Annotated in this window: 27 protein-coding genes and 1 pseudogene; 14 read left to right on the top strand and 14 right to left on the bottom strand. The window is 63.1% G+C overall.

The window, feature by feature from the left end; all coding sequences use genetic code 11:
• Positions 1-63: 63 nt before the first annotated feature.
• Positions 64-393, bottom strand: a pseudogene (locus LPB072_RS20545) (NAD(P)-dependent alcohol dehydrogenase); the annotation flags it as partial.
• A 73-nt stretch (positions 394-466) separates the two neighbouring features.
• Positions 467-1,360, bottom strand: coding sequence for a LysR family transcriptional regulator (locus LPB072_RS20540; RefSeq protein WP_066095755.1), 894 nt, complete (start codon positions 1,358-1,360; stop codon positions 467-469).
• A 94-nt stretch (positions 1,361-1,454) separates the two neighbouring features.
• On the opposite strand from LPB072_RS20540, the gene LPB072_RS20535 reads away from it, so the two are divergent.
• The 4 genes from LPB072_RS20535 to LPB072_RS20520 all read left to right on the top strand — a co-directional run bounded on the left by LPB072_RS20535 (position 1,455) and on the right by LPB072_RS20520 (position 4,753).
• Entirely contained in the window at positions 1,455-1,976 is a 522-nt protein-coding gene (locus LPB072_RS20535; protein WP_066095751.1) for a lactoylglutathione lyase family protein, read from the top strand.
• Positions 1,977-2,128: 152 nt separating this feature from the next.
• Positions 2,129-3,427 carry an NAD(P)/FAD-dependent oxidoreductase gene (locus LPB072_RS20530; RefSeq protein WP_066095749.1) on the top strand — a complete coding sequence of 433 codons (1,299 nt, stop codon included), beginning with the start codon at positions 2,129-2,131 and terminating at the stop codon, positions 3,425-3,427.
• Positions 3,428-3,654: 227 nt separating this feature from the next.
• Complete coding sequence (locus LPB072_RS20525; RefSeq protein ID WP_066095747.1) at positions 3,655-4,161, top strand: VOC family protein; 507 nt, start codon at positions 3,655-3,657, stop codon at positions 4,159-4,161.
• Positions 4,154-4,753: a sigma-70 family RNA polymerase sigma factor gene (locus LPB072_RS20520; RefSeq protein ID WP_066095745.1), complete on the top strand. Its 600-nt coding sequence runs from the start codon at positions 4,154-4,156 to the stop codon at positions 4,751-4,753. The genes LPB072_RS20525 and LPB072_RS20520 overlap by 8 nt, the downstream gene beginning before the upstream one ends.
• 132 nt (positions 4,754-4,885) lie before the next feature.
• Here the strand turns inward: LPB072_RS20520 and LPB072_RS20515 are convergent, their stop codons facing one another.
• The 4 genes from LPB072_RS20515 to LPB072_RS20500 form a co-directional block, all read right to left on the bottom strand.
• Positions 4,886-5,104 (bottom strand): hypothetical protein, encoded by a 219-nt coding sequence (locus LPB072_RS20515; protein WP_066095870.1) that lies wholly within the window; start codon positions 5,102-5,104, stop codon positions 4,886-4,888.
• 127 nt (positions 5,105-5,231) lie between these two features.
• Positions 5,232-6,113, bottom strand: coding sequence for a hypothetical protein (locus tag LPB072_RS20510; RefSeq protein ID WP_157559379.1), 882 nt, complete (start codon positions 6,111-6,113; stop codon positions 5,232-5,234).
• Between the two features lie 58 nt (positions 6,114-6,171).
• A complete protein-coding gene (locus LPB072_RS20505; protein WP_066095739.1) occupies positions 6,172-7,014 on the bottom strand; it encodes a class I SAM-dependent methyltransferase in 843 nt (280 codons plus the stop codon).
• A 5-nt stretch (positions 7,015-7,019) separates the two neighbouring features.
• Positions 7,020-8,339: a vanadium-dependent haloperoxidase gene (locus LPB072_RS20500; RefSeq protein ID WP_157559378.1), complete on the bottom strand. Its 1,320-nt coding sequence runs from the start codon at positions 8,337-8,339 to the stop codon at positions 7,020-7,022.
• A gap of 114 nt (positions 8,340-8,453) precedes the next feature.
• On the opposite strand from LPB072_RS20500, the gene LPB072_RS20495 reads away from it, so the two are divergent.
• The 5 genes from LPB072_RS20495 (at position 8,454) to LPB072_RS20475 (ending at position 12,721) form a co-directional block, all read left to right on the top strand.
• A complete protein-coding gene (locus tag LPB072_RS20495) occupies positions 8,454-9,362 on the top strand; it encodes a LysR family transcriptional regulator (RefSeq protein WP_066095733.1) in 909 nt (302 codons plus the stop codon).
• A 202-nt stretch (positions 9,363-9,564) separates the two neighbouring features.
• Positions 9,565-10,065: a YiaA/YiaB family inner membrane protein gene (locus LPB072_RS20490; protein ID WP_066095731.1), complete on the top strand. Its 501-nt coding sequence runs from the start codon at positions 9,565-9,567 to the stop codon at positions 10,063-10,065.
• A 55-nt stretch (positions 10,066-10,120) separates the two neighbouring features.
• The gene (locus LPB072_RS20485) at positions 10,121-10,597 is read left to right on the top strand and encodes a hypothetical protein (RefSeq protein WP_066095729.1); all 477 of its coding nucleotides are present in this window, start codon (positions 10,121-10,123) and stop codon (positions 10,595-10,597) included.
• A 138-nt stretch (positions 10,598-10,735) separates the two neighbouring features.
• On the top strand, positions 10,736-11,542 hold the full coding sequence (locus tag LPB072_RS20480) for a DUF2145 domain-containing protein (RefSeq protein WP_066095726.1): 807 nt from the start codon (positions 10,736-10,738) through the stop codon (positions 11,540-11,542).
• 48 nt (positions 11,543-11,590) lie between these two features.
• Complete coding sequence (locus LPB072_RS20475; protein ID WP_066095723.1) at positions 11,591-12,721, top strand: serine endopeptidase; 1,131 nt, start codon at positions 11,591-11,593, stop codon at positions 12,719-12,721.
• A gap of 42 nt (positions 12,722-12,763) precedes the next feature.
• Here the strand turns inward: LPB072_RS20475 and LPB072_RS20470 are convergent, their stop codons facing one another.
• The 7 genes from LPB072_RS20470 to LPB072_RS20450 all read right to left on the bottom strand — a co-directional run bounded on the left by LPB072_RS20470 (position 12,764) and on the right by LPB072_RS20450 (position 18,374).
• The gene (locus LPB072_RS20470) at positions 12,764-13,963 is read right to left on the bottom strand and encodes an MFS transporter (protein ID WP_066095720.1); all 1,200 of its coding nucleotides are present in this window, start codon (positions 13,961-13,963) and stop codon (positions 12,764-12,766) included.
• A 5-nt stretch (positions 13,964-13,968) separates the two neighbouring features.
• Complete coding sequence (locus LPB072_RS23990; RefSeq protein WP_157559377.1) at positions 13,969-14,109, bottom strand: hypothetical protein; 141 nt, start codon at positions 14,107-14,109, stop codon at positions 13,969-13,971.
• Positions 14,106-14,600, bottom strand: coding sequence for a hypothetical protein (locus tag LPB072_RS20465; protein ID WP_066095718.1), 495 nt, complete (start codon positions 14,598-14,600; stop codon positions 14,106-14,108). The genes LPB072_RS23990 and LPB072_RS20465 overlap by 4 nt, the downstream gene beginning before the upstream one ends.
• Before the next feature lie 19 nt (positions 14,601-14,619).
• A complete protein-coding gene (gene tgt, locus LPB072_RS20460) occupies positions 14,620-15,786 on the bottom strand; it encodes a tRNA guanosine(34) transglycosylase Tgt (protein WP_066095714.1) in 1,167 nt (388 codons plus the stop codon).
• A gap of 11 nt (positions 15,787-15,797) precedes the next feature.
• Entirely contained in the window at positions 15,798-17,093 is a 1,296-nt protein-coding gene (locus LPB072_RS20455; protein WP_066095710.1) for a PQQ-dependent sugar dehydrogenase, read from the bottom strand.
• A 47-nt stretch (positions 17,094-17,140) separates the two neighbouring features.
• The gene (locus LPB072_RS23580; RefSeq protein ID WP_157559376.1) at positions 17,141-17,296 is read right to left on the bottom strand and encodes a hypothetical protein; all 156 of its coding nucleotides are present in this window, start codon (positions 17,294-17,296) and stop codon (positions 17,141-17,143) included.
• A 160-nt stretch (positions 17,297-17,456) separates the two neighbouring features.
• Complete coding sequence (locus LPB072_RS20450; RefSeq protein WP_066095708.1) at positions 17,457-18,374, bottom strand: LysR family transcriptional regulator; 918 nt, start codon at positions 18,372-18,374, stop codon at positions 17,457-17,459.
• A gap of 104 nt (positions 18,375-18,478) precedes the next feature.
• Between LPB072_RS20450 and LPB072_RS20445 the strand changes: the two genes are divergently transcribed.
• Genes LPB072_RS20445 through LPB072_RS20435 form a run of 3 tightly spaced genes read left to right on the top strand, consistent with a single transcriptional unit; the run spans position 18,479 to position 20,621 of the window.
• A complete protein-coding gene (locus LPB072_RS20445; protein WP_066095705.1) occupies positions 18,479-19,783 on the top strand; it encodes an aromatic ring-hydroxylating dioxygenase subunit alpha in 1,305 nt (434 codons plus the stop codon).
• A complete protein-coding gene (locus LPB072_RS20440; protein ID WP_066095702.1) occupies positions 19,780-20,262 on the top strand; it encodes an aromatic-ring-hydroxylating dioxygenase subunit beta in 483 nt (160 codons plus the stop codon). Before LPB072_RS20445 ends, LPB072_RS20440 begins: the two co-directional genes overlap by 4 nt.
• Positions 20,263-20,309: 47 nt before the next feature.
• On the top strand, positions 20,310-20,621 hold the full coding sequence (locus LPB072_RS20435; RefSeq protein WP_066095699.1) for a non-heme iron oxygenase ferredoxin subunit: 312 nt from the start codon (positions 20,310-20,312) through the stop codon (positions 20,619-20,621).
• 3 nt (positions 20,622-20,624) lie between these two features.
• Here the strand turns inward: LPB072_RS20435 and LPB072_RS20430 are convergent, their stop codons facing one another.
• Positions 20,625-21,704: an MBL fold metallo-hydrolase gene (locus tag LPB072_RS20430; protein ID WP_066095696.1), complete on the bottom strand. Its 1,080-nt coding sequence runs from the start codon at positions 21,702-21,704 to the stop codon at positions 20,625-20,627.
• Between the two features lie 120 nt (positions 21,705-21,824).
• Between LPB072_RS20430 and LPB072_RS20425 the strand changes: the two genes are divergently transcribed.
• Entirely contained in the window at positions 21,825-22,241 is a 417-nt protein-coding gene (locus LPB072_RS20425) for a MerR family transcriptional regulator (protein WP_066095693.1), read from the top strand.
• Positions 22,242-22,296: 55 nt separating this feature from the next.
• The gene (locus tag LPB072_RS20420; protein ID WP_066095690.1) at positions 22,297-22,662 is read left to right on the top strand and encodes a DUF1304 domain-containing protein; all 366 of its coding nucleotides are present in this window, start codon (positions 22,297-22,299) and stop codon (positions 22,660-22,662) included.
• The last annotated feature ends 4 nt before the right edge of the window (positions 22,663-22,666 follow it).

Here is a 22,666-nt window from a genome sequence, read left to right as displayed (position 1 = left end):
CTTTGTGGTCCAGCTTTCCGACCCAACCGGCGCCACACCTGCCGGTGGCGTGTCGGTGGCCCTTCAGGCCGCCTCTTTCAGCGACGCCATGTCGATCACAAAGCGGTATTTCACATCGCTCTTGAGCACGCGCTCAAAGGCGGCATTGATGTCCTGAATCTTGATCATCTCGATGTCTGCCGTGATGCCGTGTTGGCCGCAGAAATCGAGCATTTCCTGCGTTTCGGCGATGCCACCGATCAGTGAGCCAGCCACGGCCCTGCGTTTGAGCGCCATGGGCAAGGTGTCGATGATCGGTTCAAACTGCGTGGCGGCAGAGGGGCTGTGGTCGGCGCCCAGGGCGCGGGCATCGGCTTCTTTGCCCGGTGAGCGTGTGAACAGGGTCACCTTTGCCCAATCCTGTTGGTCGCCGGGTTGTCATGGCCGCTTGCGCCCTGCGAACCCTGCGCCTGCTGGCCTGAGGGCGTCAGCCGGGTGGCTGCAAGGCGTCGGGTTCGAAATGTGGCTTGAGGCGTTGCAACACCGTTTGTGCCCTTGCCGAAAGAGGCCATTCGGCGCGGTGCAACAGCCAGAGGGTGTCCACCACCTGCGGCGCGCCTTCGATCACCTGTATGCGCTCGGGCTGCGCAAACGCCAGGCGGGCATAACGCGGCAACACGCTGAAGCCCAGGCCCCGCGCCACGGGGTCGAGAATCAGGCTGATCTGGTTGGTGAAGCCCCGGCAGGGCAAGCGGTGCGCGCCCGGGCTGCCGGGGAATCGGCGGCTCAGCAGCCGCCCGGCCATGGCCTGGCCGTCGGGGTGGTCGATGAAGCCCAGGCGCTCCAGATCGGCCCAGGTGTTGACCGCCAGGCCCGCCGGCACCACCAGCTCCAGCGGTTCTTGCGCAAACCGCACCACCTTCAAGCGTGCATCCGCTGGCTTGAGGGTGGCCAGGCCGAGGTCAAAACGGTTCTCCAGCACGGCGGCCAGCACATCGGCGTCTGGCGCGAAGCGGTGGCGAATGCTCAGACCGGGCAAGTCTTGCTGGATGTCGAGCAGGTGGTGGTGCAGCGCCAGGCCGATGCTGCCCGGGGTGATCAGGCTCACCTCACCCTGTTCGCCATCGGTCGCTGACAGCTGCTGCTGCAGCCGCTGGTCTGCGGCGGTGACCTCGGCGCAATAGGCCAGCAGCGCATGACCCGCCGGCGTGAGCTCGATTTGGCGCGGGCGCCGGATCAGCAGCAAGCCCAGGCGTTCTTCCAGCCGCTGCACGTGCTGGCTGACCGCCGCCTGTGTCAGGTCCAGTCGTTCTGCAGTGCGGGTGAAGTTGCTCAGCTCCACCAGGGTGGAAAAGGTGCGCAGCCATTGTGGATTCAGCATAAGCAAATTTTATCAATGCCATCACTTGAGCGTCATTGTGTTTATGCCTATGGATTCTTAGACTGGCTGTTTCCATTCAACACAAGGTCGCACCATGTCCATGGTTTACCCCCGCAGCTTTTCCCACATCGGTTTGTCCGTGACCGATCTCGACGCCGCCGTCAAGTTCTACGCGGAGGTCATGGGCTGGTACCTGATCATGGCGCCCACCACCATCAGCGAAGACAACTCGGCCATCGGCGTCATGTGCACCGATGTCTTTGGCGCCGGCTGGGGCTCGTTTCGCATCGCCCACCTCTCCACCGGTGACCGCATCGGCGTGGAGATCTTCGAGTTCCGCAACGCCGTCAAACCCGAGAACAACTTCGAATACTGGAAAACCGGCATCTTCCACTTCTGCGTGCAAGACCCCGATGTGGAAGGCCTGGCCGCCAAGATCGTGGCCGCCGGCGGCAAGCAGCGCATGCCGGTGCGCGAATACTTCCCCGGCGAGAAGCCTTACCGCATGGTCTACATGGAAGATCCGTTCGGCAACATCCTGGAGATCTACAGCCACAGCTACGAGCTGACCTATTCGGCCGGCGCCTACGAGCAGGCGACGCCGCCGCAGAGCTGAGCCGGGTGGCCACTCGAGTGGGTGGTCGACCGAGGGCTGGACTGGACCTGTGGGCGCGGCCCGCTGCGTCCATACTCTCGAGAATCCTCAGAGGCTGTCGCGCAGACTCACCGTCGCGCCGATGGCCCGCCCGCCCAATTCCCGGAGGCCTCATGGTCGCTGCCGCACAAAACGATACGTCCCACGCCCCTTCTTATTACGCCCATTCGGCCAACCCGTCGCCCGAGCGCCCACCTCTGCAGGGCAGCACCGAGGCCGACGTCTGCATCGTGGGCGGGGGTTACACCGGCCTGTCCGCCGGCATTGCCCTGGCCGAAGCAGGGATGAAGGTGGTGATCCTGGAGCAGGCCCGCGTGGGCTGGGGTGCCTCGGGGCGTAACGGCGGGCAGATTGTGCACAGCTTTTCGCGCGACATCGACGTGATCGAGCGCAGCTATGGCAAGGCCGTGGCCGCGCCGCTGGCGGGCATGATGTTTGAAGGCGCTCAGGTGATCCGCGAGCGGGTCGCCAAGTACAACATCGACTGCGACCTGAAAGATGGCGGCATTTTCTCTGCCATCAGCCCGCGCAAGGCCAAAGGCCTGGTCGAGCAGAAAAAGCTATGGGAGAAGCTCGGACACCCGGGTTTGACCCTCGTTGACACCCCGGCCGACGTGCGCCAATACGTCAACACCGACCGCTACAGCGCCTTGCTCATCGACCCCACCGGTGGCCATTTCCATCCGCTCAATCTGGCGCTGGGCGAAGCCACCGCGCTGGAAAGCCTGGGTGGAACCATCTATGAGCACTGCGCCGTGGTGAAGATCGAGCGTGGCGAGCCCGCCACCGTGCGCACCGCGCAGGGCAACGTGCGTGCCCGCTACGTGATCGTGGCCTGCAACGCGTACATCGGCGATCTGGAGCCCAAACTGGCCGCCAAGTCCATGCCCTGCGGCACCCAGATCATCACCACCGAGCCGCTGGGCGCACTGGCCGACGAGCTGGTTCCTTCGGACCACTGCGTGGAAGACAACAACTTCCTGCTCGACTACTTCCGCCTCACGGCCGACAAACGCATGCTGTTTGGCGGCGGCGTGGTTTACGGCGCACGCGATCCTAAAGAAGTCACTTCGCTCATTCGCCCGCAAATGGAAAAAGTGTTTCCCCAGCTCAAGGATGTGAAGGTGGATTTCGGCTGGACCGGCAACTTCCTGCTTACCCTCTCGCGCATGCCGCAAGTGGGCACGCTCGCGCCCAACATCTATTACTCCCAGGGCTGCTCTGGCCACGGCATCACCTTCACCCACCTGATTGGCCGCGTTTTGGGCGAAGCGATCAAGGGCGACGCCTCCCGTTTTGGCGCCTTCTCCCGCCTGCCGCACCACCCGTTCCCCGGCGGGCGCCTGTTCCGCGTGCCCTTCACGGCCATCGGTGCGCTGTGGTACCAGATGCGGGACCAGTTGGGGGTGTAAAACGGGGCGTTCACGCAGGGCGTGGCTTGCTTGCCTGCCGGTCACGTTCGCGGGTCACACATGATCGGGGAAAAAACCGGCTGAGGCTCGGCGCAGAACGGCCATCTGGCCGTTAGCTCTGCGGATTCGCGGGCCAATCGTTGTGCGCTGCATCGCTTGCGACCTTTTGGGCGCGTCTGCGTCTATACAGGAGCATCCATCTTGATGCGACCAGACAGGAGCCATACATGAAGCGCTTTCACGCCCACGTTGCAGTAGAGAACCTTGAAACCAGCATCGACTTCTACAGCAAGCTTTTCGGCCACCCACCTACAAAAATGCGAGATGACTACGCGAAGTGGATGCTTGAAGATCCTCGAATCAATTTCGCGATTTCAGCGAGAGGCCACGCGGTCGGCGTGAACCACTTCGGCTTTCAGGTGGATTCAGCGGAAGAACTTGCTGAATTGAAGAGGTTGGCTGCCGCTGCATCGTCGGGAGCGGTGTTGGAACAGGGAGTGTCCGCTTGTTGCTATTCCGATAGCGAAAAGCACTGGACGATCGATCCGCAAGGGCTTGCGTGGGAGCATTTTCACACCATGTCTGATGCCGTCGGGTTTGGCATCGATACGGAAAATCAAGCGGGCGCATGCTGCATTCCCGTCCGCGGGTCGGATCGGGATGCGCCACCTGCCAAGGCGGCTTGCTGCATTCCGGCCGATTCCTCCGCTACTCAGGGAGCTTGTTGTGGCTGAAGAGGAAACCCCGCGGGACGCGCCAAGTGTTTCAGTGGACCTTGGCGCGTCCTACGCCGCACTGCGAACCAGCCTGCGCAATTACTTGCGCAGGCGCGTGAGCGATCCAAACCTGATTGAAGACCTGATTCAAGATGTTTTCGTTAAGGCATCGGTCGCGATTTCCGCCAACCGGGCGCCAAAGAACCTCACGGGATGGCTCTATGCCGCAGCCCGCACTACCGTGGTTGACCACTATCGCTCGGCACAGCCTCATACCGTGGCGTTGGACGAGAACCTGCCAGACGGGCATCAGGACCGTGATGAGCTTTTGCATCAGGAGCTCGCCCTGTGTCTCAGGCCGCTTGCCCGGCAGCTCCCCGCCATTTATCGCGATACTTTGCTGGCCACCGACTTTGACGGGAAAACCATGCAAACCCTGGCTGACGAGAAAGGACTGTCTTTGTCCGCGATCAAGAGCCGAGCCAGTCGAGCGAGGGTCATGCTCAAAGCAACGCTGCTCGACTGCTGTGAGGTTAAGGTGGCCAGTGGCCTTGTCACGGACTATCACCGTCGCTCATCCAATCCGCCGTGCAGGGCCGGTTGTACCTGACCATTTGTCTTTTCGAGCTGTTTTCGGCAGCCATAGAGTTCAGGCGTTGAGCGTTCGCTGCGCCCAGTGAGCCACCGTCGCTTCGGTCCAGGATCCGACAGTTGGGGATGCCGCAAGCTGAGAAAGCAACGGCTAGAGGCAGACCATATCGTCGGCGTCCAAAGAGGGCGGGCGCATCAGATCATCGTCAATGCCCATGATTTCGCTGGCACGCTCGACCGCGCGCCACAGCGGTGCGGGCATCTTCAGGATGTCTTCGGGTGTATCTGCATGGGCCATCCAGGCGCTGATTTGCTGGTGTTGATCGGCGGAGAGCAATGCCAGGTTCAGCATCTCGTCAATGATTTTCATCGTGTGATTGGGGTGGGTCTTGGGTCTGGCGTCCATGCGAACGCACCATGGGGGACCAGTTTATATGCGGTCCCAACCAGAGTTGGGTGACAGGCTGGCTTGTTTGCTTGCGATGGTCGGCAGCGCTTCACGCCCACTTGTTGCCCTTCGCTGTGTTCAAACACCCCAACCTTTCGCCAATCAACTGGGGTGCAAGTTGGTTGAATTCAAGTCCGAGGAACCCCAGTTGCATCAGGATCGGCATTGGCGATACGGCGATGGCAACGGTGATGAGGAAGCGCCGATAGCGGTATTGGCCGCTCGCGCCGCAGAGCAGGGCGATGCCGCCGCCGCCGCCGAAGACCATGTTGCCCGGCAGGTTGAGGCCGATGGCCAATGCCAGATACCGGTGCGCGGTCAACCAACCGATCAGGCGAATGGGCAAGCAGCACGTCAGTCGATGGCTCGAAACCAGCGATTGCAGTTCGCTGGTCGCGTCTTGGCCGGGTGCGGCCTGGGCGTCAAGGCCTTGCGATGGCTGCGGCGGCCGGCGGCCATGCAGCAAGCGACCGACCGCATACGGCAGGCTCAGGCCGAGCAGGCTGGCCGCATAAACGAGCAGGACGCCGCGTGGACCAAACGCCACCATGAGCAACAACCCCAGCTCCATGCCGGGAACAAAGGGCAACGCCAGTGCGACCGCATAAACCAGGGCCAGCATGATCAAGGTGCGCGCTTCAACCTCTGCCGACATGGATGCCAACAAGGCTTGTACGCCTCCCAGGTCGAAAGCGCCTCCGCGAATTGCAATCACCAGCCCCAGCGCACACAGGAGGATGAAACTGAACGCGCGCAGCGCAAGCGAACCTCGGTCAGCACGGGCCAGCGGTTGGTTGCCACCGATGCCAACGACCCTCGGGTTTTCTGATTGGCGCTCTGGTGGCTCCACCGCGAAACAGGGTGTGCCCAATGCGGCGCACACATGGGCACGGTCCAGCCACCGGGTCGTTAGTCGTTGGGTATGTTTCATGGCGGTTCCTCGAACGATGGACTGTCGGGGATCGATCTGACCACTCTGGCGGCAACGTTCACCGCCGCCCTGCCGTCAGCAGCAGTTCGTTGGGCCCTTCCCAGCCCCAGGGCGTGGTGTAGATGGACAACTTTTCTTCCATGTCGGCCCAGGCCCGCTCCCGGTTTGGTTCGTCGAGGCGACCCAAGATGTGCTGGATCGGGCTCGCCGAGGTGCGAACAAAATCGAGATAGGCCTTGGCAGACGGCATGCGAAAAGGGGCGTCGAGTCGGGTCGTGGCCACGTGGCTGAAGCCTGCCGCAGCAAACAGTTCATCGGTCAAGCCGGGTCGGCCGAGGCTGAGCAGGCCACCCGGTGTGAAAGGGCTGGGGGCGGGCAAGCCGGCGTGCTGCAGGGCCGTTGACATGAGGGTGGTGATGCAGGGGTTGCGCCCGGGTTGGGAGAACACCAGGGTGCAGATGTGTCCGCCGGGCTTGAGTGCCCGGTGCATCTCGCCCAGGGCGCACATCGGGTCGCCAAACAGCATCAGCCCGAGCCGGCAGACCACGGCGTCGAAGCTGGCGGGCCCAACCTGCAGGTCTTCACCGTCGGCGATCTGAAACTGCACATTCGACAAGCCAGCGCTTCGCGCGTTGTCTTCGGCCAGCGCGAGGATCGCGGGCGACAGGTCGGTGGCGAGCACGCTGCCGGTGGGGCCTACGCGGCGCGCGATCAACAGCGTTTGTTCGCCAGCGCCGGCGGCAACATCGAGCACCCGTGAGCCAGGGTCGATGGCGGCCATGCCGAGCATGCCCTCGGTGGCCCTGGCGAGCCAGGCGCCGATCAGCGAGCCGTGTGCGTTCCAGCCGGGGGCGGCGCGGTCCCACTGGGCGCGGGTCGCGTTTTGGGTGGTGTTGGTCATGGCGGTTACTCCCGGCGTGCAAAGTGGTGATCGGCGACCCACTGGGCAACCTGTTTGCCAAGGGTCACGCCGGCGTCGGTTGAGAACCTGAAGTGCATGCCGCCGGCGATGCGGGCAATCTGGCTTTCGGCGTCGAGTGCGTCGGTGGTGGCGTAGCTGCGTGTCGTTCCGGTGGTCCTGCTGTCCCAGGTGTAGGCCACGTTGTGGGTGCCGTGGTAGCGCAGCAGGGTTTCGCCCAGGCCGCCTGAGGTGCAGGCGTGGGCGGCCGGGTATTCTGGGTGGTTGGGCGTGGGCAACACCGGGGTCCATCCGGCATCGATCTGCGTGGCGTCGTTGCCGTCGGTATCGGCCATGGTGATCGCGCTCATGGGCCGCCAGGCAGCGTAGTGGTACTTGGCCTCGAAGCAGGCGCCTATGGCATCGGCATGCACGACATAAATGAAGGCCATCAGCCGGGCGGCCTCGGCTACATCCCCCGTGCTCGCCGCAAAGCGGCCCAGGTTGCGTGTGACGAAAGGGCCGGGTGGGTCTGAGTGGAATCGCGCAGTTTCCAGCTGCTCGGGCGTGCGCGCCGCGCTGATGGTACCGCCGAGCAACCGGGTTTCTTCGACTGCTGCGGCGTAGGCAGCACTGTTCAATGCCGGTGGCGGCGGTGGACGGAACTGGTCAAGCCGAGTGAGCGAGAAGGGCTTGATGGAAGTCACGTAGCGGTTGAAGGGGTTGGGGCCAGCGCTGCGGAATTGGCCCGCATCGGTGCCTGAAATGTAGGGCGCCAGCGCCACGCTGCGGCCATCGTTGGCGCGCAGCTTGACCACGCCCGAAGCGACTTCTCTGCCCAGCGCGAGGCCTCTGGTTTTGGCGTCGCCATCGGGGATCGCGGCGATGCGGCTGTCGTATGCAGCCTGGTAGTGGGCGCTGCGATTCGGGAACAGCGCGTGCAGCACACCATAGGCCGCCGCGCTGGCTGCGGCGTCCATCGAAGCACCAGTGGGTGACACCTTGGGCTGGACGGCAAACGCCTTGTAGCGGCCATCGATGGCGATGACCGCGTCGTAAATCGCCACATGCACGCTGGCCAGATCGACCTGGTAAGACGGGCGCTGTTCTTCAGCGGTGGTGTTGGTGGTCGATGGCGCCAGCACGGTTGTGTTGGCGATCTGATTCCAGTACGCGACCACGTTGGGCTGGTTGGCCTCGACGGTCACGCTGAGCTCAGCGCCGTTGACCATGCCGAACATGGAAAAGAAAAGCACGAAGGCTAGCGGTTTGGGCCAGCGGGGGCTATGCCGCGCTTTGCGGGAGGCACACAATGGGTTCGTTGTCATGGCGTCGGCTCCTGGGGTTCGTGGACGGCCATCGAACAGGTGTCGATGTGTCCACAGCCTACGGTGCCGGGTGAGCGTTCGTAAGGCGCAACTTTGCAAGAGGGGGCCGCAGTTATGCACAGTCCGACCCGGTTTCATTGGGATGATCTCCAGCACTTCCTCGCTGTGGCCCACCATGGCAGCACGCTGGCCGCAGGACGCGCGCTGGGGGTCGACCAGTCCACGGTTCAGCGCCGCCTGACCGAGCTGGAGCGCAAGATCGGCCAGTCGCTGGTACAGCGCCAGCCCACGGGTTACCAACTCACCGAGTTCGGGCAGGAGATGCTGCCGTTCGCCGAGTCGGTCGAGAGCGCAGCCCTGTCATTCGAGCGCCAAGTCCAGACCCTCGCTGGCGAAACCACGGGTGTGATCCGCATGACCTGCCCCGAACCCATCGTCAACCGCATCACCCAGACAGGGTTGCTTGACCGGTTTCATGCGCGGCACCCGGCGCTCAGGGTGCAGTTCGTGATGAGCGACAAATACGTGGACCTGCGCCAGGGCGACGCCGATGTGGCGCTGCGCTCGGGCGATACCGACGACGGGGAACTGGTAGGCCGCAAGATCGGTGACTCCGTCTGGGCGGTTTATGCAAGCAAGGCCTACATCGCGCAACATGGTCAGCCCGAGCGTATCGACGATCTCGCCAGCCATGCGTTGGTGGGCTTCGACACCTCCATGGCGAAACACCGCTTGTCGTTGTGGCTGCATGAGGTGGCGCCGAACGCTGATCTGGCTTCGCGCAGCAGCAGCGTGCTGGGGCTGATCTATTCGGTGAAGGCGGGTCTCGGGGTTGGCGCGCTGCCCATGGCCCTGGGGGACGCAGAACCCGATCTTGTGCGGGTATTCGGGCCGGTGTCCGGGCTGACCCGGATCTGGCGCATGCTCACCACGCCCGAGCTGCGCCGCACGCCGCGCGTGAGTGCGTTCTTCGAGTTCATCGTCGAGGAAATCGAAACCCTGCGTCCGATCCTCACGGGGTGACCTCCTGCCCCGCACCACGGTGGTGGTCGATTTTCATGAGGCCGACGCCTGTCCACGATTCGCCGCTTCACCTGATGGGCATAAAAAGTATCGAATTTCGATTCTTTGGGTCCATCGTTGTGTGGCGGCTTCATAAATCCGATGCTTGTTGCTGTGCTCAGCACCACCATCGCGCCGTGTTCAACAACCCATTGAGGTTTACATGGCTACGTCGACAGCAAACAACCGTTTCCCTCTCATCGTGATGCGCGATTCCCGCGCCTGGCAACTCCAGGTGTGGGTCTCTTTCGGCATCGCCGTTTTTCTGTGTGCCACCGGTCTGGCGTATTTGCCGGGCGAGGCGCTGGACCGGGCGTTCATGGTGATGGGTTATGTGTTTTGTTTGTCCACGGTGTTCGTGTTGTCCAAGGCGGTGCGCGACACGCAGAAGGCGCAGATATCAGGCGAGGCGGAAACGCCAATGTGGCGGCTGGTGGTGTGGGGCGGCTTCGCCGTGGCCATGGGGTTGACGGGCTGGGGCTTGCTGCGCATGGATGTGAATGTCACCTACCGCGCCTACCTTGGTGTGAGCTGGTTGTACCTGGTGACCTCGGCCTTCACGCTCGCCAAGACCCTGCGCGACCGCCACGAGGCCGATTTGTCGGAAGCGCAGGAGCGCTCGGGCCCTGCGGTGAATTCGGCCAACGCCGATGCCGCGGCTTGATTGCCAGCTGATTCTGAGCTTCACATTTCCCAACATTTGACAGGAGATTCACACCATGTACTTGAAGAACTTCAACCTCAAAGGTGTCTGGTTGGCTGGCGCTCTGGCCTTGTCGCTCGCAGCTGGCCCTGCGCGAGCACAGAGCGAAGCCTCGCTGATGCTGTCGGCATTGCCCGTGGCGTCGGTGGTGGGCACAGGGTCTGCCGCCGCAGGCAGCGTGGCCGTGGCGGGCGCTGCGGTGAGCGTGGTGCCGGTGGCGTTTTCGGTGGTGGGCGCTTCGCTGGTGGTGAAGGCGGTGGAGGTGACCGCCAGTGGCACCCTCTATTTACTAGAGCGGGCGTCGGATGGTGCTCGAGCCAGTGTGCGGGTCGCCGGACATGTGGCCTCGGGCGTGGTGATGGGCGTTGGGACGGTGGTGGCGGTCAGCGCGATCGGCTCCGGTTTGTTGCTTTCGACGGCGGGCGAGGTGTTGGCGTTTATTCCGAATGAGCTGGGCCGGGCCTTGTTGCACAACGAAAAATTAACGAATTGACCCACCCCTGCGCCGTGCATCGCGCGTCACCTCCTCAAGGGGGCAAAGCCTGTGGTCCGGCGGAGCCGGTTCCACGGCATTCCGGGTTGGCGTTTTCTCATGCGTTGTGTATTGGCGCTTCGCACTCAGGAGCTTTTCATGAAATCCTTTGGTTCTTTTCTGTCGTCTGTTGCGGCGGCTGTCTTGTTGCTTTCTGCCCCGACTGCTCGGGCTGGCCAAACCTGCGAAAACAAGCCACTCACCGCGCGCTCGATCACCAGCGCCATGACCTTGGCGCAGCGCACCTCAGCCGCACTTGATGCGGAGTTCGAGCGCAGTGGCGCTCGCGTGGTGGTGTTGGCGCGGGTCGGGCAGGATTTGAGCAAATATGGCTTGCGGTATTCGCACCTCGGTTGGGCTTACAAAACCCCCGAGGGCCCTTGGCGGGTGTTGCACAAGCTCAATGCCTGCGACACCGATTCGGCGGCCTTGTACCGGCAGGGGCTTGGCGAGTTTTTCATGGACAACCCCTGGCGTTACCAGGCCGCCTGGGCTGTCGCGGTGCCTGTGCTGCAAGCGCCTTTGTACACACTGTTGACCAGCCCGGAGCGCAGCGCGCGCCTGAACACGCGGGCCTATAACTTGGTGAGCTACCCCTGGAGCACGCGTTACCAGCAGTCCAACCAGTGGGCGCTGGAAACCTTGGCCATGGCCAGTGAGCCCGGCATCGCCAGCCGTTCGCAGGCGCAGGCCTGGCTCCGGTTCAAGGGCTACCAACCCACGGTGTTGCACATAAGTGCGTTGAGCCGCCTGGGCGCGCGGGTGAGCAAGGCCAATGTCGCATTCGATGACCATCCCAACGCCAAGCGCTTTTCTGACCGCATCGAGACGGTGACGGTGGATTCGATGTTTGAATGGCTGGAGCGCACCGGCATGGCGTCAAAGCCGCAGACACTTGGCCTTTGATCGCATCACATTGATTTCTGGAAATACCAACGGAGTGAGGAAAAGAACATGAGCAAATCGTTGCGGCTGTCTGAAAAGTGGTTCCACCGCGGCCTGTGGCTGGTGGCCTTTATTTTTGCCTGGTTTCTGGTCGGGTTGGGCAGCACGGTGGTAGGGGATCTGCCGCGCGTGGAACAGCGCCACCAGCTTGAAGACTTCATGGATCCGGAGCAGCGCACGGCGGTGAACGCCCAGATTCTGGGCGCACGCCAGGCCAGCAAGGTAGCGCAAGACGGGTTAGAGCAGGCGCAGCTTGGGCTGCAGGCCGCGCAGGCGGACAACCGCGCGGCGCGAGAGACGTTCAGCAACTGGTTGGCCACGCGGCGGGTGACCGAGCGCGCCGAGCAAGACCAGGCGTTGCTGGAGCGCACCCGCGAGCTGGATGTTTTGCGCAAAGCCGAGCGCGAAGCCCAGGGTGCGGTTGAGGCGCAGCAACAGGCGGCGCTCAACGCGCGCCAGGCGCAGAGCCGTGGAGAGTCCGAGCTGCGCGAGATGGAGGAGGCGGCAAGCGCCAACCTGCGAGAGGCGCAGCGTGCGCAAGAGCTACGGGTGTTTTTGTACCGCCTGGCGTTGACGCTGCCTCTGTTGGTCGCGGCGGGCTGGCTGTTTGCCACAAAGCGCAAAAGCACCTATTGGCCGTTTGTGTGGGGTTTCATCTTCTTCGCATTGTTCGCCTTCTTTGTGGAGCTGGTGCCTTACTTGCCGAGTTACGGCGGGTACGTGCGTTACCTGGTGGGCATCGTTCTCACGGTGGTGGGCGGCCGCTATGCGATCCAGGCTTTGCAGCGCTACCTGGAGCGACAAAAACAGGCCGAAGCGCTGCCCGATACCCAGCGCCGAAAAGACATGAATTACGATCTGGCGCTGACCCGGCTAAGCAAAAACGTGTGCCCGGGTTGTGAGCGCACCGTCGACCTGAAAGACGGGAAAACCGATTTCTGCCCGCACTGCGGTCTGTGCCTGTTTGACCAATGCGCCCACTGCAAAGCCCGCAAGAGCGCGTTTGCCTTGTTCTGTTTCAGTTGTGGGGCGAGTGCCAGGCGCGAGGACGCTCCAGCGCCCGAGACGCTTCAAGTGAATGAAGCGGTCAAAGCAGTGGAGGAAGGTGATGCCCCCGACGTGGCCGGGGTCCCAGTCTAGGGGCTGCTCAGCTGGTTCGAGTTCTGATTCAAGGTGCAAGCGTCAGGCGCTGACCCGCACTGGTGGGGGGCGGAATTCGTCGCGCAACAAGGGGCTCAACGCCCACAGCCCAAGCGCCGGGCCGATGGCCAGCCAGGGCAGCAACGAACTCAGCGGCACGGTTTCGCTCAAAGACACAAACAGCAAAATGCTGGCGATGGAGATGGCGAAGCCGATGCTGTTGGTGAGCGTGAGCACGCTGCCCACAGCCTGGGGTGGCGCGTTGCGTGCGGTGAGGGTGGAAAATTGTGGCGAATCACCGGCTACGGTGATGCCCCAGAGCACCAGCCAGGCATAGAAAATCGCGTCGCCGGCTCCCAGCATCCAGGGCGTGGCCAGGCAACACAGGCCGCTCAGGCTCAGCTGCACCCCCGCCACCCGTGCACTGCCCCAGCGCTGCGCCACCCAGCCGCCAATGGCACAACCCAGGGCACCTGCGCCCAAGATCAAAAACGCCGTCCACGACAGTGCTGCACCTTGCAGTCGGGTGGCCAGAATCAGCGGCACCATGACCCACATGGTGTAGAGCTCCCACATGTGGCCAAAGTAGCCCAGCACCGAGGCTCGCACACGGCTGTCGGTCCACAGTGAGGCGAGGGCGCGCCATTGCAAGGTGCTGACCTTGGCGTGGACGTTGGGCGCATCGTGGGTGGCAAAAAACAGCAGCAGGCCACCAGCCGCTGCGAGCGACGCCACGCCCAGCATCAGCGTGGGCCAGGGCAGGGCGTCACCCAGGGCGCGCAGCGCGTGAGCACTCGCCGAACCCACCACCAACGCGCCTATCAAAAGGCCGAGCGCGCCGCCCAGGCCTTTGGTGTACCACTGGGCGGCGATCTTCATGCCCACGGGGTAAATGCCTGCCAGGAAAAAACCGGTGGCAAAGCGCCAGGCCATCAAGGCCTCGTAGTTGCGCACCATGGCCCAGGCGCCCACGGTACAGGCCGCGCTGGCCAAGGCGCAAATCAGGAACACGCGGCGCGCCGAAAACCGGTCGGCGATGGCGAGCAAGGCGAAGACCAGCGTGCCAATGATGAAGCCCAGTTGCAGCGACGAGGTGAGCGCGCCCACCGCGGCGTTGGCCCAGCCCAGTTCGCGCTGCAAGTCGGGCATCACGGCGTTCACTGCGAACCACGGCGACGTGCCGGCGAACTGCGCTAGCACGAGCACGGGCAGGATGTGGCGCGGGACGTGGGCTTGGATCATGGGGCTCAGCTTAAACGCGTTGCGTGCGGTTTGCTTGCTGCATAGGTGTCAAGCAGAGAAGCAAAAGAACTTCCTGGTACATGCGCCATCCAGCCGCTTGAAGCGATGGTGGCGGTCCTGCCGGGATGGCGTGGGTTGGCGTTCATGGTCGTGTCCAGCGATGCCACTGTCTGAGCGCCTGTCGTCGCCATATGCGAGCGGTTCGCCAGGGTACCGAAGCGCGCACCTGGTTCAGCAGCCGGTCTTTCCACTGGGTCCACCGGGTGTAGCGCCAAGCGAACCAGTCCAGCCGCATCAAGGCGGGTTGCGTCAGGGCAAACAGATGGGCCACGACTGCCGTGCCGAGCACTTTGGCGGCCAGGATCACCATCAAGCCCGAGACCGCGTGCCCCTGCCCTATCAGCCACAGCGCCAGCAACTTGATGGGCAGCAAGGTCAGCGCGGGGCCACCCAGCAAAGCCAGCGCCGCGTACGGTGGCAGGCGGCGAATGGCCGCGTCAAGCCAGCGCAAGCTCGGCCACATGGCGACGCGCGCCAGCCAGCGCTGCAGTGGTTCCCAGCCCCACTCTTCAAAAAGGATGAGCAGCGCCAGCAGCCATTTCAATGGCCAGAGCAAGGCACGCAACAGCCGGTTCAAGCGTGTGCCCGGCTGGGGGTCAGACCCCGCGTGCTCGCTCGCTCTTGAACTGCCCCCGAAACGCCTCGAACCCCCCGGCGTCCAGCGCTTCGCGCACCTCGCGCATGAGGTTCAGGTAGTAGTGCAGGTTGTGCACGGTGGCCAGCATCGGCCCCAGCATCTCGCCGCAGCGGTCGAGGTGGTGCAGGTAGGCGCGGCTGAAACCGTCGCGCCCGCCATCGTCCCAGCTCACGCCTGATTTGCCGGCGCAGGCGTAGCAGGTGCAGGTGGTGTCCAGCGGCTGGTGGTCGGTTTTGTGGCGGGCGTTGCGCAGCTTCAGATCGCCGAAGCGGGTGAACAGCGTGCCGTTGCGTGCGTTGCGGGTGGGCATGACGCAGTCGAACATGTCCACGCCGTCGGCCACGCCTTGCACCAGGTCTTCCGGTGTGCCCACGCCCATCAGGTAGCGCGGCTTGTGGGCCGGCAGGCGGTGGGGTGTGTGGGCCATGATCTGCAGCATCTGCTCCTTGGGCTCGCCCACGCTCACGCCGCCCACGGCATAGCCGGGAAAGTCCATTTCCACCAGCGCTTCCAGTGATTCCTGGCGCAGGTTTTCAAACATCCCACCCTGCACGATGCCGAACAGCGCGTTGGGGTTTTCCAGGCGCGCGAACTCGTCTTTGGAGCGCACGGCCCAGCGGCGGCTCATTTCCATGCTCTTGCGGGCTTCGGTCTCGGTGGTGAGGTGGCCGCTGGTCTCATACGGCGTGCACTCATCAAGCTGCATCACGATGTCGCTGTTGAGCCCGGTCTGGATCTGCATGCTGACCTCGGGCGACATGAACAGCTTGTCGCCGTTGACGGGGCTGTTGAAGGTCACGCCTTGTTCGGTGATTTTTCGCATGGCGCCCAGGCTCCACACCTGAAAACCGCCCGAGTCGGTGAGGATGGGCTTGTGCCACTGCTCGAAGCCGTGCAGGCCACCGAAGCTTTTCATCACGTCCTGGCCGGGGCGCATCCACAGATGGAAGGTATTGCCGAGGATGATCTGGGCACCCATGTCGTGCAGGCTCTGGGGCATGACGCCCTTGACCGTGCCGTAGGTGCCCACGGGCATGAAGATGGGGGTTTCGACCACACCGTGGTTGAGTGTGAGGCGGCCGCGGCGGGCATGGCCCTCGGTTTTGAGCAATTCGAATTGGAGCATGGCAGCGATTGTCACCGAGGCTGGGTAACAGGCTTGTCCGGGGCGATCACGATCACGGTGCGGTTGCGGTCTTCCACGATCCACAGGCGCCCCTGGCTGTCGACCGTGATGCCCGCGGGGTTGCCCTGAGGGCGCATACCAGGGCTGGCGTCCCAATCGGAAACGATGTCTTCGCGCTCGCCTTGCGGCCGGCCTTGCGCATCGAGTCGCCAGGCCACGATGCGGTGCCCCGGCGCGCGGGGGCCATGCCAGACCGCGAGCAGCCGGCCGCTCCAGGGGCGCTCGGCCTCGCCCGGTTTGGCGGCTGGCACGGCGAGCAATTGCAGCGGGGCCACGTGGGCGGGCCAGGCTTGAAATGGCGCTTTGGCGTCTGTTGGCCCGCAGGGCGCGCGCTTCTTGTAGCCCCGCGCAACCACGCTGTGTCCCTTTTTGTCGGTGACGCAGTAGGGCCAACCGTAGTGGGCGCCTTGGCTGAGTTCATTGAGCTCTTCGGCGGGCATCTGGGCATCGGTGTAGTCCACCGAGTTTTCGGCCTGCCAGAGCCGCATGCCGCTGTTGGTGGTGTCGTTGGTGACCGCCAGACCGAGCGAGTTGCGCAGACCGATCGCCCAGGGCACAAATGTCTGCCGCTTGAAGTCGGAGCCACCGAACACCGCCTGGTAAACCGCGGCACGGGGCAGCTTGCCTTCAATCTCCGGGCACGGGATGCTGGGTTGGTCTTGCCCCTCGGCGCGGCAGGCGTCGGTGGCCGAGCCCACATTGACAAACAGCGTGCCAGGGAGCGCAAACACCATTTCCGTGAGCGGATGGGCACCGGTATCGGGCAGGTCGCGCAAAACGATTTCCCGCTCGACCTGGGTGCTCGGAGTGCGCCAGATGGCACCTGCTTCGCCCACATAAACACGCCCATCAGGGCCCCGAATCAAGCCGTGCGGGCGATCAAGGCCCTTGGCGAGCACGCGAGTGCGTTTGGGGTCCCCCGGTTGACCCGGTGTTTTAAGTTCCAGCAACCGGCCCTGTTTGGGCTCCCAACTGCCCATGTCGGTGATCCAGAAGCGGTCAGGTGCCAGTTCCAGCAGTCGACGGGGCATGCGCAGGCCATCGCGTTCATCAGCGACGAGGCCGGCGCACCAGCCCTTGGGGGTTTTGAGTGGCAGTCGGGGGTAACCCGCGCACTGCCCTTCGGCGGTGTAGCCCGATGGACTGGGGATGGTGATTGGGGTCGATCGCGCCCATGTGGGGAGGGCGAGCCACAACAAGGCTGCAACGAAGGGCCATGGTGGCCGGTTGAAAGGGCGAGACGTCATGTGGCGAGTCTGCCAGAGGAAGGTGGGCGCTGGACGCGCCACACCGGTCAGTTCGAGGTGGCTTGCGATTCGCTTGCGGCGCTCAGTTGCTGTGCATTGGCGGGGGCATTGTGGTCGGAACTGTCCCAGCCCCAGGCGAGCAACAGGGCCAGGCTCAGGGACAACATCAGGGCCAGGCCCAGGCGGACAAACATCTCGATCACAAACATCCTTCAGCGAATTAACGTAGAACCTATTGTGAAGGCTGATCAGTGGCCCCAATGGTTTGAGGGCGTCATAGGTGTTACAAAATCCAAATACTGCGCTTGAGAGTGGAATTTTGTCGCGATTTGACGACCGTTGAAGACACCGGTGTGGGTTCGTTCATGCGCTTGCCGGGTGGCCAAACAGGCTGGCAATGCGACCACGCAGCCATTGATGGCCCGGGTCGCGGTGCAGGTGGCTGTGCCAAAGCTGGCAGATGGTGCTGGTGGGAAGCTTCGCCGTCAGTGGGCGGGCAACCAGGTGAAAGGGCTCTCCCACGCGCTCGGCCAACCGTTCGGGCACGGTCGCAACCAGGTCGGCGCTGGCCAATACGTGGCCAAGTGCCACGTAGTGGGGCACGCTGAGCTTGACGTTGCCGGTCATGCCCAGGCGGTCGAGTGCTTGATCGACCTGGGCGTGACCGGTTCCCGAAGACACCACGCGCACGTGGTTTGCCCGCCTGTAGGCTGCGGCACCCACCTTGGGTAAGGCCGCAAGTGGGTGGCCCTGGCGCATCAAAGCGACGTAGCGCTGGCGGAACAGTGCCTGCTGCATGAACCCGGATTCAACTGGCGGCAACCAGCCCAGCGCCAGATCCACCTGCCCACCGGCCATGTCGTCGCGCAGGGCGGGCGTTGCCACAGGGACGCAACGCAGCGTCACGCCCGGCGCTTCACGGGCGAGCGCGTCCATGAGCACGGGCAAGAAATAGATTTCGCCCACGTCGGTGAGCGCCAGCGTGTAGCAGCGCTGGCTGGTGGCGGGGTCGAACGAGGCGCGCACGTTGAGCGCGTGGTGCAAGCCTTGCAAGGCTTGCGATACGGGTTCGGCCAGCGTTTGGGCGTAAGGCGTGGGGGCCATGCCTTGCGGCGTGCGCAAAAACAGTTCGTCACCCAGCAAATCGCGCAGACGCCTCAAGGCGTTGCTCACCGCTGGTTGGCTCAGCTCCAGCGCCACAGCGGTGCGCGAGACGCTGCCTTCGCGCAACAGCTGGTTAAAAACCACCAACAGGTTGAGATCGATATCGCTGAGTTTCATGAAGTTGAATATTCCCGGTGTGAATACAGCGTATCACCGAAATTCGCTTGTGAGATGGGCCGGGCGTTGCGATCATGCGGGGCATAAAGCACCAGGAGACAGCCATGCATCCATCCATCGATCCATCGATGCCATTTTGGGAGCGCACAGATACGAGCCGCATTCCTTTCGCCGTTTACACCGATGAACAACTGCATCGGCGTGAACTGGAGCGCCTCTTCTACAAAGGGCACTGGAACTATGTGGGTCTGGAGGCGGAGGTGCCTAACCCCGGCGATTTCAAGCGCACGGTGGTCGGCGAGCGATCGGTCATCCTGGCGCGGGCGGTTGATGGCGCGATTCATGTGATGGAAAATGTGTGCGCCCATCGGGGCATGCGCTTTTGCCGAAAACGCCATGGCAACCAGACCGAGTTTGTTTGCCCCTATCACCAGTGGAGTTACACGCTCAACGGTGATTTACAAGGGGTGCCGTTCCGCCGCGGCGTGCGCCAGGATGGCAAGGTGAACGGTGGCATGCCGGCCGACTTCGACCCCAAGGACCACAGCCTGACCAAGCTGAAAGTCGCGGTACGCGGGGGCGTGGTTTTCGCGAGTTTTGATCACGGTGTCGAGTCGCTCGAAGACTTCATGGGGCCGGCCATCCTCACCTACTTCGACCGCCTGTTCAATGGCCGCAAGCTCACCATACTGGGCTACAACCGCCAGCGCATTCCGGGCAACTGGAAGCTGATGCAGGAGAACATCAAAGACCCCTACCACCCGGGCCTGCTGCACACCTGGTTTGTCACTTTCGGACTCTGGCGCGCCGACAACAAGAGTGCGCTGCGCATGGACGACCGCCATCGACACGCGGCCATGATTTCCACGCGGGGCGCCGCCGGCCAGGCCGAAGGGAAAAGTGCTCAGGTGACGCAGGTTTCCAGCTTCAAGGAAAGCATGCAGCTTGAAGACCCGCGCTTTCTGGACATCGTGCCCGAAGGCTGGTGGCGCCTGGGTGAGGAGGTGCCGACCGCGGTCATGCTCACCTTGTTTCCCAGCGTGGTCTTTCAGCAGCAGGTCAACAGCGTATCGACGCGTCACATCCAGCCCGACGGGCATGGGGCCTTCGATTTTGTCTGGACGCACTTTGGTTTTGAAGACGACAGCGAGGAGATGACCCAGCGGCGCCTGCGCCAGGCCAACCTGTTTGGGCCAGCCGGTTTCGTGAGCGCCGACGACGGCGAGGTGATCGAGTTCTCGCAGCAGGCTTTTGAGAGCAAACCGCAGCACCGAACCCTGGCCGAGCTGGGCGGGCGCGAGGTGGGTGAGACCGACCACATGGTGACCGAAACCCTGATTCGCGGCATGTATGCCTATTGGCGCGAGGTGATGGAAGCACCGGAACCTTCAGCGGGTGGTGCCGCATGAGCGCGCTGGACTTCGCCACATTCCAGGCGCTGCAGGCGCTCTACAGCGACTACGCCAGCGCCGTTGACAGCGGTGACTGGGATCTCTGGCCCACCTTCTTCACCGCCGATTGCGTGTACAAGCTGCAGCCCCGCGAGAACTTCGAGCGTGGGTTTCCTCTGGCTACGCTGGCCTTTGAAAGCCAGGCCATGCTGCGTGATCGGGCCTACGGCATCAAGGAAACGCTGTTCCACGATCCCTATTACCAGCGCCATGTGGTGGGCGCTCCTTTGGTGAGAGCCGTCGATGAGCAAGGGCGCTGGCATTGCGAAGCGAATTACGCGGTGTTCCGGACCAAGCTGGATGGGCCCAGCAGTGTGTTCAACGTGGGTCGCTATCTCGACATCGTGGTGAACACGCCCGACGGACTCAGGTTCGCTCAGCGCCTGTGCATCTACGACAGCGAAATGATTCCCAACTCCATCATCTATCCCATATAGCCGGCTCCCGTGCTGAATGGGCCGCTGACACTGAAAGGAACAACGACATGAGCGACTGGACCGATGTGGCCGCTGAGACCGACCTGTTTGAAGGCGCCGGAGTTCCCGTGGCGCCGGGCGGGCGCGACATCGCGCTCTATTCCCAGGGGGGGCAGGTTTTTGCGACCGACAACCTCTGTACCCATGGCCACGCCAGGCTGTGTGATGGGTTCCTGGAGGGGTTCGAAATCGAGTGCCCGTTCCATCAAGGGCGGTTCGATATCCGCACCGGCCAGGCGACGGGGGCGCCCTGTACCGAGGCGGTCAAAAGCTGGCCTGTCAAGGTCGAGGGTGGCCGGGTCTGGCTCGCGCTGGACTGAATGTCAAGTTGGGGTGATGGCCGAGAAGCGGTAGGTGCCATCGTCGGCCAGCTCCCGTTTGAGCAGCCCGGCAAACCAGAGTCGGTGCAGGTGAGCCACCGATTCGCCCATGGCAAAAGTGATTTGGTGCAGATCGAGCGCCCGGGTGAACAACACCGGAATGATGTCCATGGCGTTGCAGGCGTTGGTCTGACAAGCTTCCATGACCTCGGCGAGGCGGTCCTGGTGGTGCTCATCCAACTGGCGAATGCGTTCGTGCAAGCCCACAAATGGTTTGCCGTGCGAGGGCAGCACGAGCGTGTTTTCCGTCAGGGGTGTGAATTTCTGCAGTGAGTCGAGAAACAGCGTGAGCGCGTCGCTCTCGGGTTCGTTGTCATAGACGCTCACGTTGGTTGAAATGCGCGGCAAAACCATGTCGCCACTGATGAGCACACCAAGTGTTTCGCAATAGAGTGCGATGTGTTCGGGCGCGTGCCCGAAGCCGCTGATGCAGCGCCAGTCATGTCCTCCGATGTCGATGTTCTGTCCGTCCATCATGCGGCGAAAATGGCCAGGTACCTGGGGCACCAGTTTGGGGTAATAGTCTGAGCGCGCCCGGATCTGCGCGAGGCTGTTTTCGTCCGTCATGCCGTGTTGGCGGAAAAACGCCGCAGCGCTGTCGCCGCCGAAGCCGGTGGTGCTTTGGGAAGCCAGTCGCGCCACGCCAAAGTCGGTGGCGCTGATCCACATCGGGACCTTCCACCGTTCGCACAACCAGTGCGCCAACCCGATGTGGTCGGGGTGCATATGGGTCACGATCACCCGCAGTACGGGCAGGGAGTCGAGCTGGTTTTCAAACACCTGTTCCCATTGGGCGCGCGATTCTGCATGGTCGATGCAACAGTCAACAATGGTCCAGCCTTCTACGCCGTCGATCCTGTCGCGCAGCAGCCAGAGGTTGATGTGGTCCAGTGCGAAGGGAAGCCTCATGCGTATCCACTTCACGCCAGGGGCTACCTCCAGCGCCTGACCTGGCCCGGGCAGGGTATCGGCCAGCGGGTAATTCAAACGGGCTTCGAGCTGGTCTTTGGTGGGCGGGTTCATGGCGGTGGTATTCCGTTAAGATGCGCTGACATGACGTTGACGTAAACGTCAATTCGTGACGCATTCTAGGGAGCTATCCCCGCAGCTGCTGTCCGAAAGCCGACAACCCCTTTGATTCACATGGCGACTCTTCAGACCTACACGATCAGCGATCTGGCGCGCGAATTCGATCTGACGACCCGCGCCATCCGCTTCTACGAAGACATGGGCTTGCTGCAGCCGCAGCGGGAAGGCCCGGGTGGGCGCAACCGGGTCTACAGTTCGCGCGACCGCACCCGCTTGAAACTCACACTGCGTGCCAAGCGCCTGGGGCTGTCGCTGACCGAAGCCAAGGACATCATCGAGATGTACGACAGCCCGCGCGATACGGGCCCACAACTGCGCAAGTTCCTCACCGTGCTGGCCGGCCACAAGCGTCAGCTCGAAGAACAGATGGCCGACCTGGTGGCCAACCTTGACGAAGTGAGGGTGCACGAGAAAGAAGCGCGGGCCTTGCTGGCCAAGGCCGAAAAGGCCGGGCCAACCGCCAAGCCCTAGACTCGACGCTCTCGGCCCAGCCCGATGGCTGCTCGCCCGCTTTTCTGGAGTCCCCATGTCTTTGGCCGCCAACACCGTTGTTGCCCTGCTCGCCCTCATCCACATCTACATCATGGTGTTGGAAATGTTCATGTGGGACAAGCCCGCTGGCCTGCGCGCCTTTGGCTTGCCGAAGGAGTTGGCCACCGCGACCAAGGTGCTCGGCGCCAACCAGGGGCTTTACAACGGCTTTCTCGCCGCCGGCATGCTGTGGGGTTTGTGGCTCGGCGCCGAAGGCTTCGGCGTGAAGGTGTTTTTCCTGCTGTGCGTCTGGGTGGCTGGCATTTTTGGCGCGGCCACGGCGGCGCGCAAGATTCTCTACATTCAAACCGTGCCCGCAACCGTGGGCCTGGTTTTGCTGTTTCTGGTCCGCGCAGGCTGAAACG

This window comes from Hydrogenophaga crassostreae, assembly GCF_001761385.1.
GTDB classification, from domain to species: domain Bacteria; phylum Pseudomonadota; class Gammaproteobacteria; order Burkholderiales; family Burkholderiaceae_C; genus Hydrogenophaga; species Hydrogenophaga crassostreae.
This window is presented reverse-complemented; position numbering and strand designations above follow the sequence as displayed.

Bases quoted from the DNA above. Each gene is read 5' to 3' on its own strand.
- LPB072_RS20495 (WP_066095733.1), top strand. From the start codon at position 8,454: ATGCACAGTCCGACCCGGTTTCATTGGGATGATCTCCAGCACTTCCTC.
- LPB072_RS20430 (WP_066095696.1), bottom strand. From the start codon at position 21,704: ATGAACCCGCCCACCAAAGACCAGCTCGAAGCCCGTTTGAATTACCCG.
- LPB072_RS20510 (WP_157559379.1), bottom strand. From the start codon at position 6,113: ATGAAACATACCCAACGACTAACGACCCGGTGGCTGGACCGTGCCCAT.
- LPB072_RS20475 (WP_066095723.1), top strand. From the start codon at position 11,591: ATGAGCAAATCGTTGCGGCTGTCTGAAAAGTGGTTCCACCGCGGCCTG.
- LPB072_RS23990 (WP_157559377.1), bottom strand. From the start codon at position 14,109: ATGAACGCCAACCCACGCCATCCCGGCAGGACCGCCACCATCGCTTCA.
- LPB072_RS20440 (WP_066095702.1), top strand. From the start codon at position 19,780: ATGAGCGCGCTGGACTTCGCCACATTCCAGGCGCTGCAGGCGCTCTAC.
- LPB072_RS20470 (WP_066095720.1), bottom strand. From the start codon at position 13,963: ATGATCCAAGCCCACGTCCCGCGCCACATCCTGCCCGTGCTCGTGCTA.
- LPB072_RS20425 (WP_066095693.1), top strand. From the start codon at position 21,825: ATGGCGACTCTTCAGACCTACACGATCAGCGATCTGGCGCGCGAATTC.
- tgt (WP_066095714.1), bottom strand. From the start codon at position 15,786: ATGCTCCAATTCGAATTGCTCAAAACCGAGGGCCATGCCCGCCGCGGC.
- LPB072_RS20505 (WP_066095739.1), bottom strand. From the start codon at position 7,014: ATGACCAACACCACCCAAAACGCGACCCGCGCCCAGTGGGACCGCGCC.
- LPB072_RS20515 (WP_066095870.1), bottom strand. From the start codon at position 5,104: ATGAAAATCATTGACGAGATGCTGAACCTGGCATTGCTCTCCGCCGAT.
- LPB072_RS20540 (WP_066095755.1), bottom strand. From the start codon at position 1,360: ATGCTGAATCCACAATGGCTGCGCACCTTTTCCACCCTGGTGGAGCTG.
- LPB072_RS20480 (WP_066095726.1), top strand. From the start codon at position 10,736: ATGAAATCCTTTGGTTCTTTTCTGTCGTCTGTTGCGGCGGCTGTCTTG.
- LPB072_RS20530 (WP_066095749.1), top strand. From the start codon at position 2,129: ATGGTCGCTGCCGCACAAAACGATACGTCCCACGCCCCTTCTTATTAC.
- LPB072_RS20535 (WP_066095751.1), top strand. From the start codon at position 1,455: ATGTCCATGGTTTACCCCCGCAGCTTTTCCCACATCGGTTTGTCCGTG.
- LPB072_RS20450 (WP_066095708.1), bottom strand. From the start codon at position 18,374: ATGAAACTCAGCGATATCGATCTCAACCTGTTGGTGGTTTTTAACCAG.
- LPB072_RS20525 (WP_066095747.1), top strand. From the start codon at position 3,655: ATGAAGCGCTTTCACGCCCACGTTGCAGTAGAGAACCTTGAAACCAGC.
- LPB072_RS20485 (WP_066095729.1), top strand. From the start codon at position 10,121: ATGTACTTGAAGAACTTCAACCTCAAAGGTGTCTGGTTGGCTGGCGCT.
- LPB072_RS20435 (WP_066095699.1), top strand. From the start codon at position 20,310: ATGAGCGACTGGACCGATGTGGCCGCTGAGACCGACCTGTTTGAAGGC.
- LPB072_RS20455 (WP_066095710.1), bottom strand. From the start codon at position 17,093: ATGACGTCTCGCCCTTTCAACCGGCCACCATGGCCCTTCGTTGCAGCC.
- LPB072_RS20445 (WP_066095705.1), top strand. From the start codon at position 18,479: ATGCATCCATCCATCGATCCATCGATGCCATTTTGGGAGCGCACAGAT.
- LPB072_RS20420 (WP_066095690.1), top strand. From the start codon at position 22,297: ATGTCTTTGGCCGCCAACACCGTTGTTGCCCTGCTCGCCCTCATCCAC.
- LPB072_RS20500 (WP_157559378.1), bottom strand. From the start codon at position 8,339: ATGACAACGAACCCATTGTGTGCCTCCCGCAAAGCGCGGCATAGCCCC.
- LPB072_RS20490 (WP_066095731.1), top strand. From the start codon at position 9,565: ATGGCTACGTCGACAGCAAACAACCGTTTCCCTCTCATCGTGATGCGC.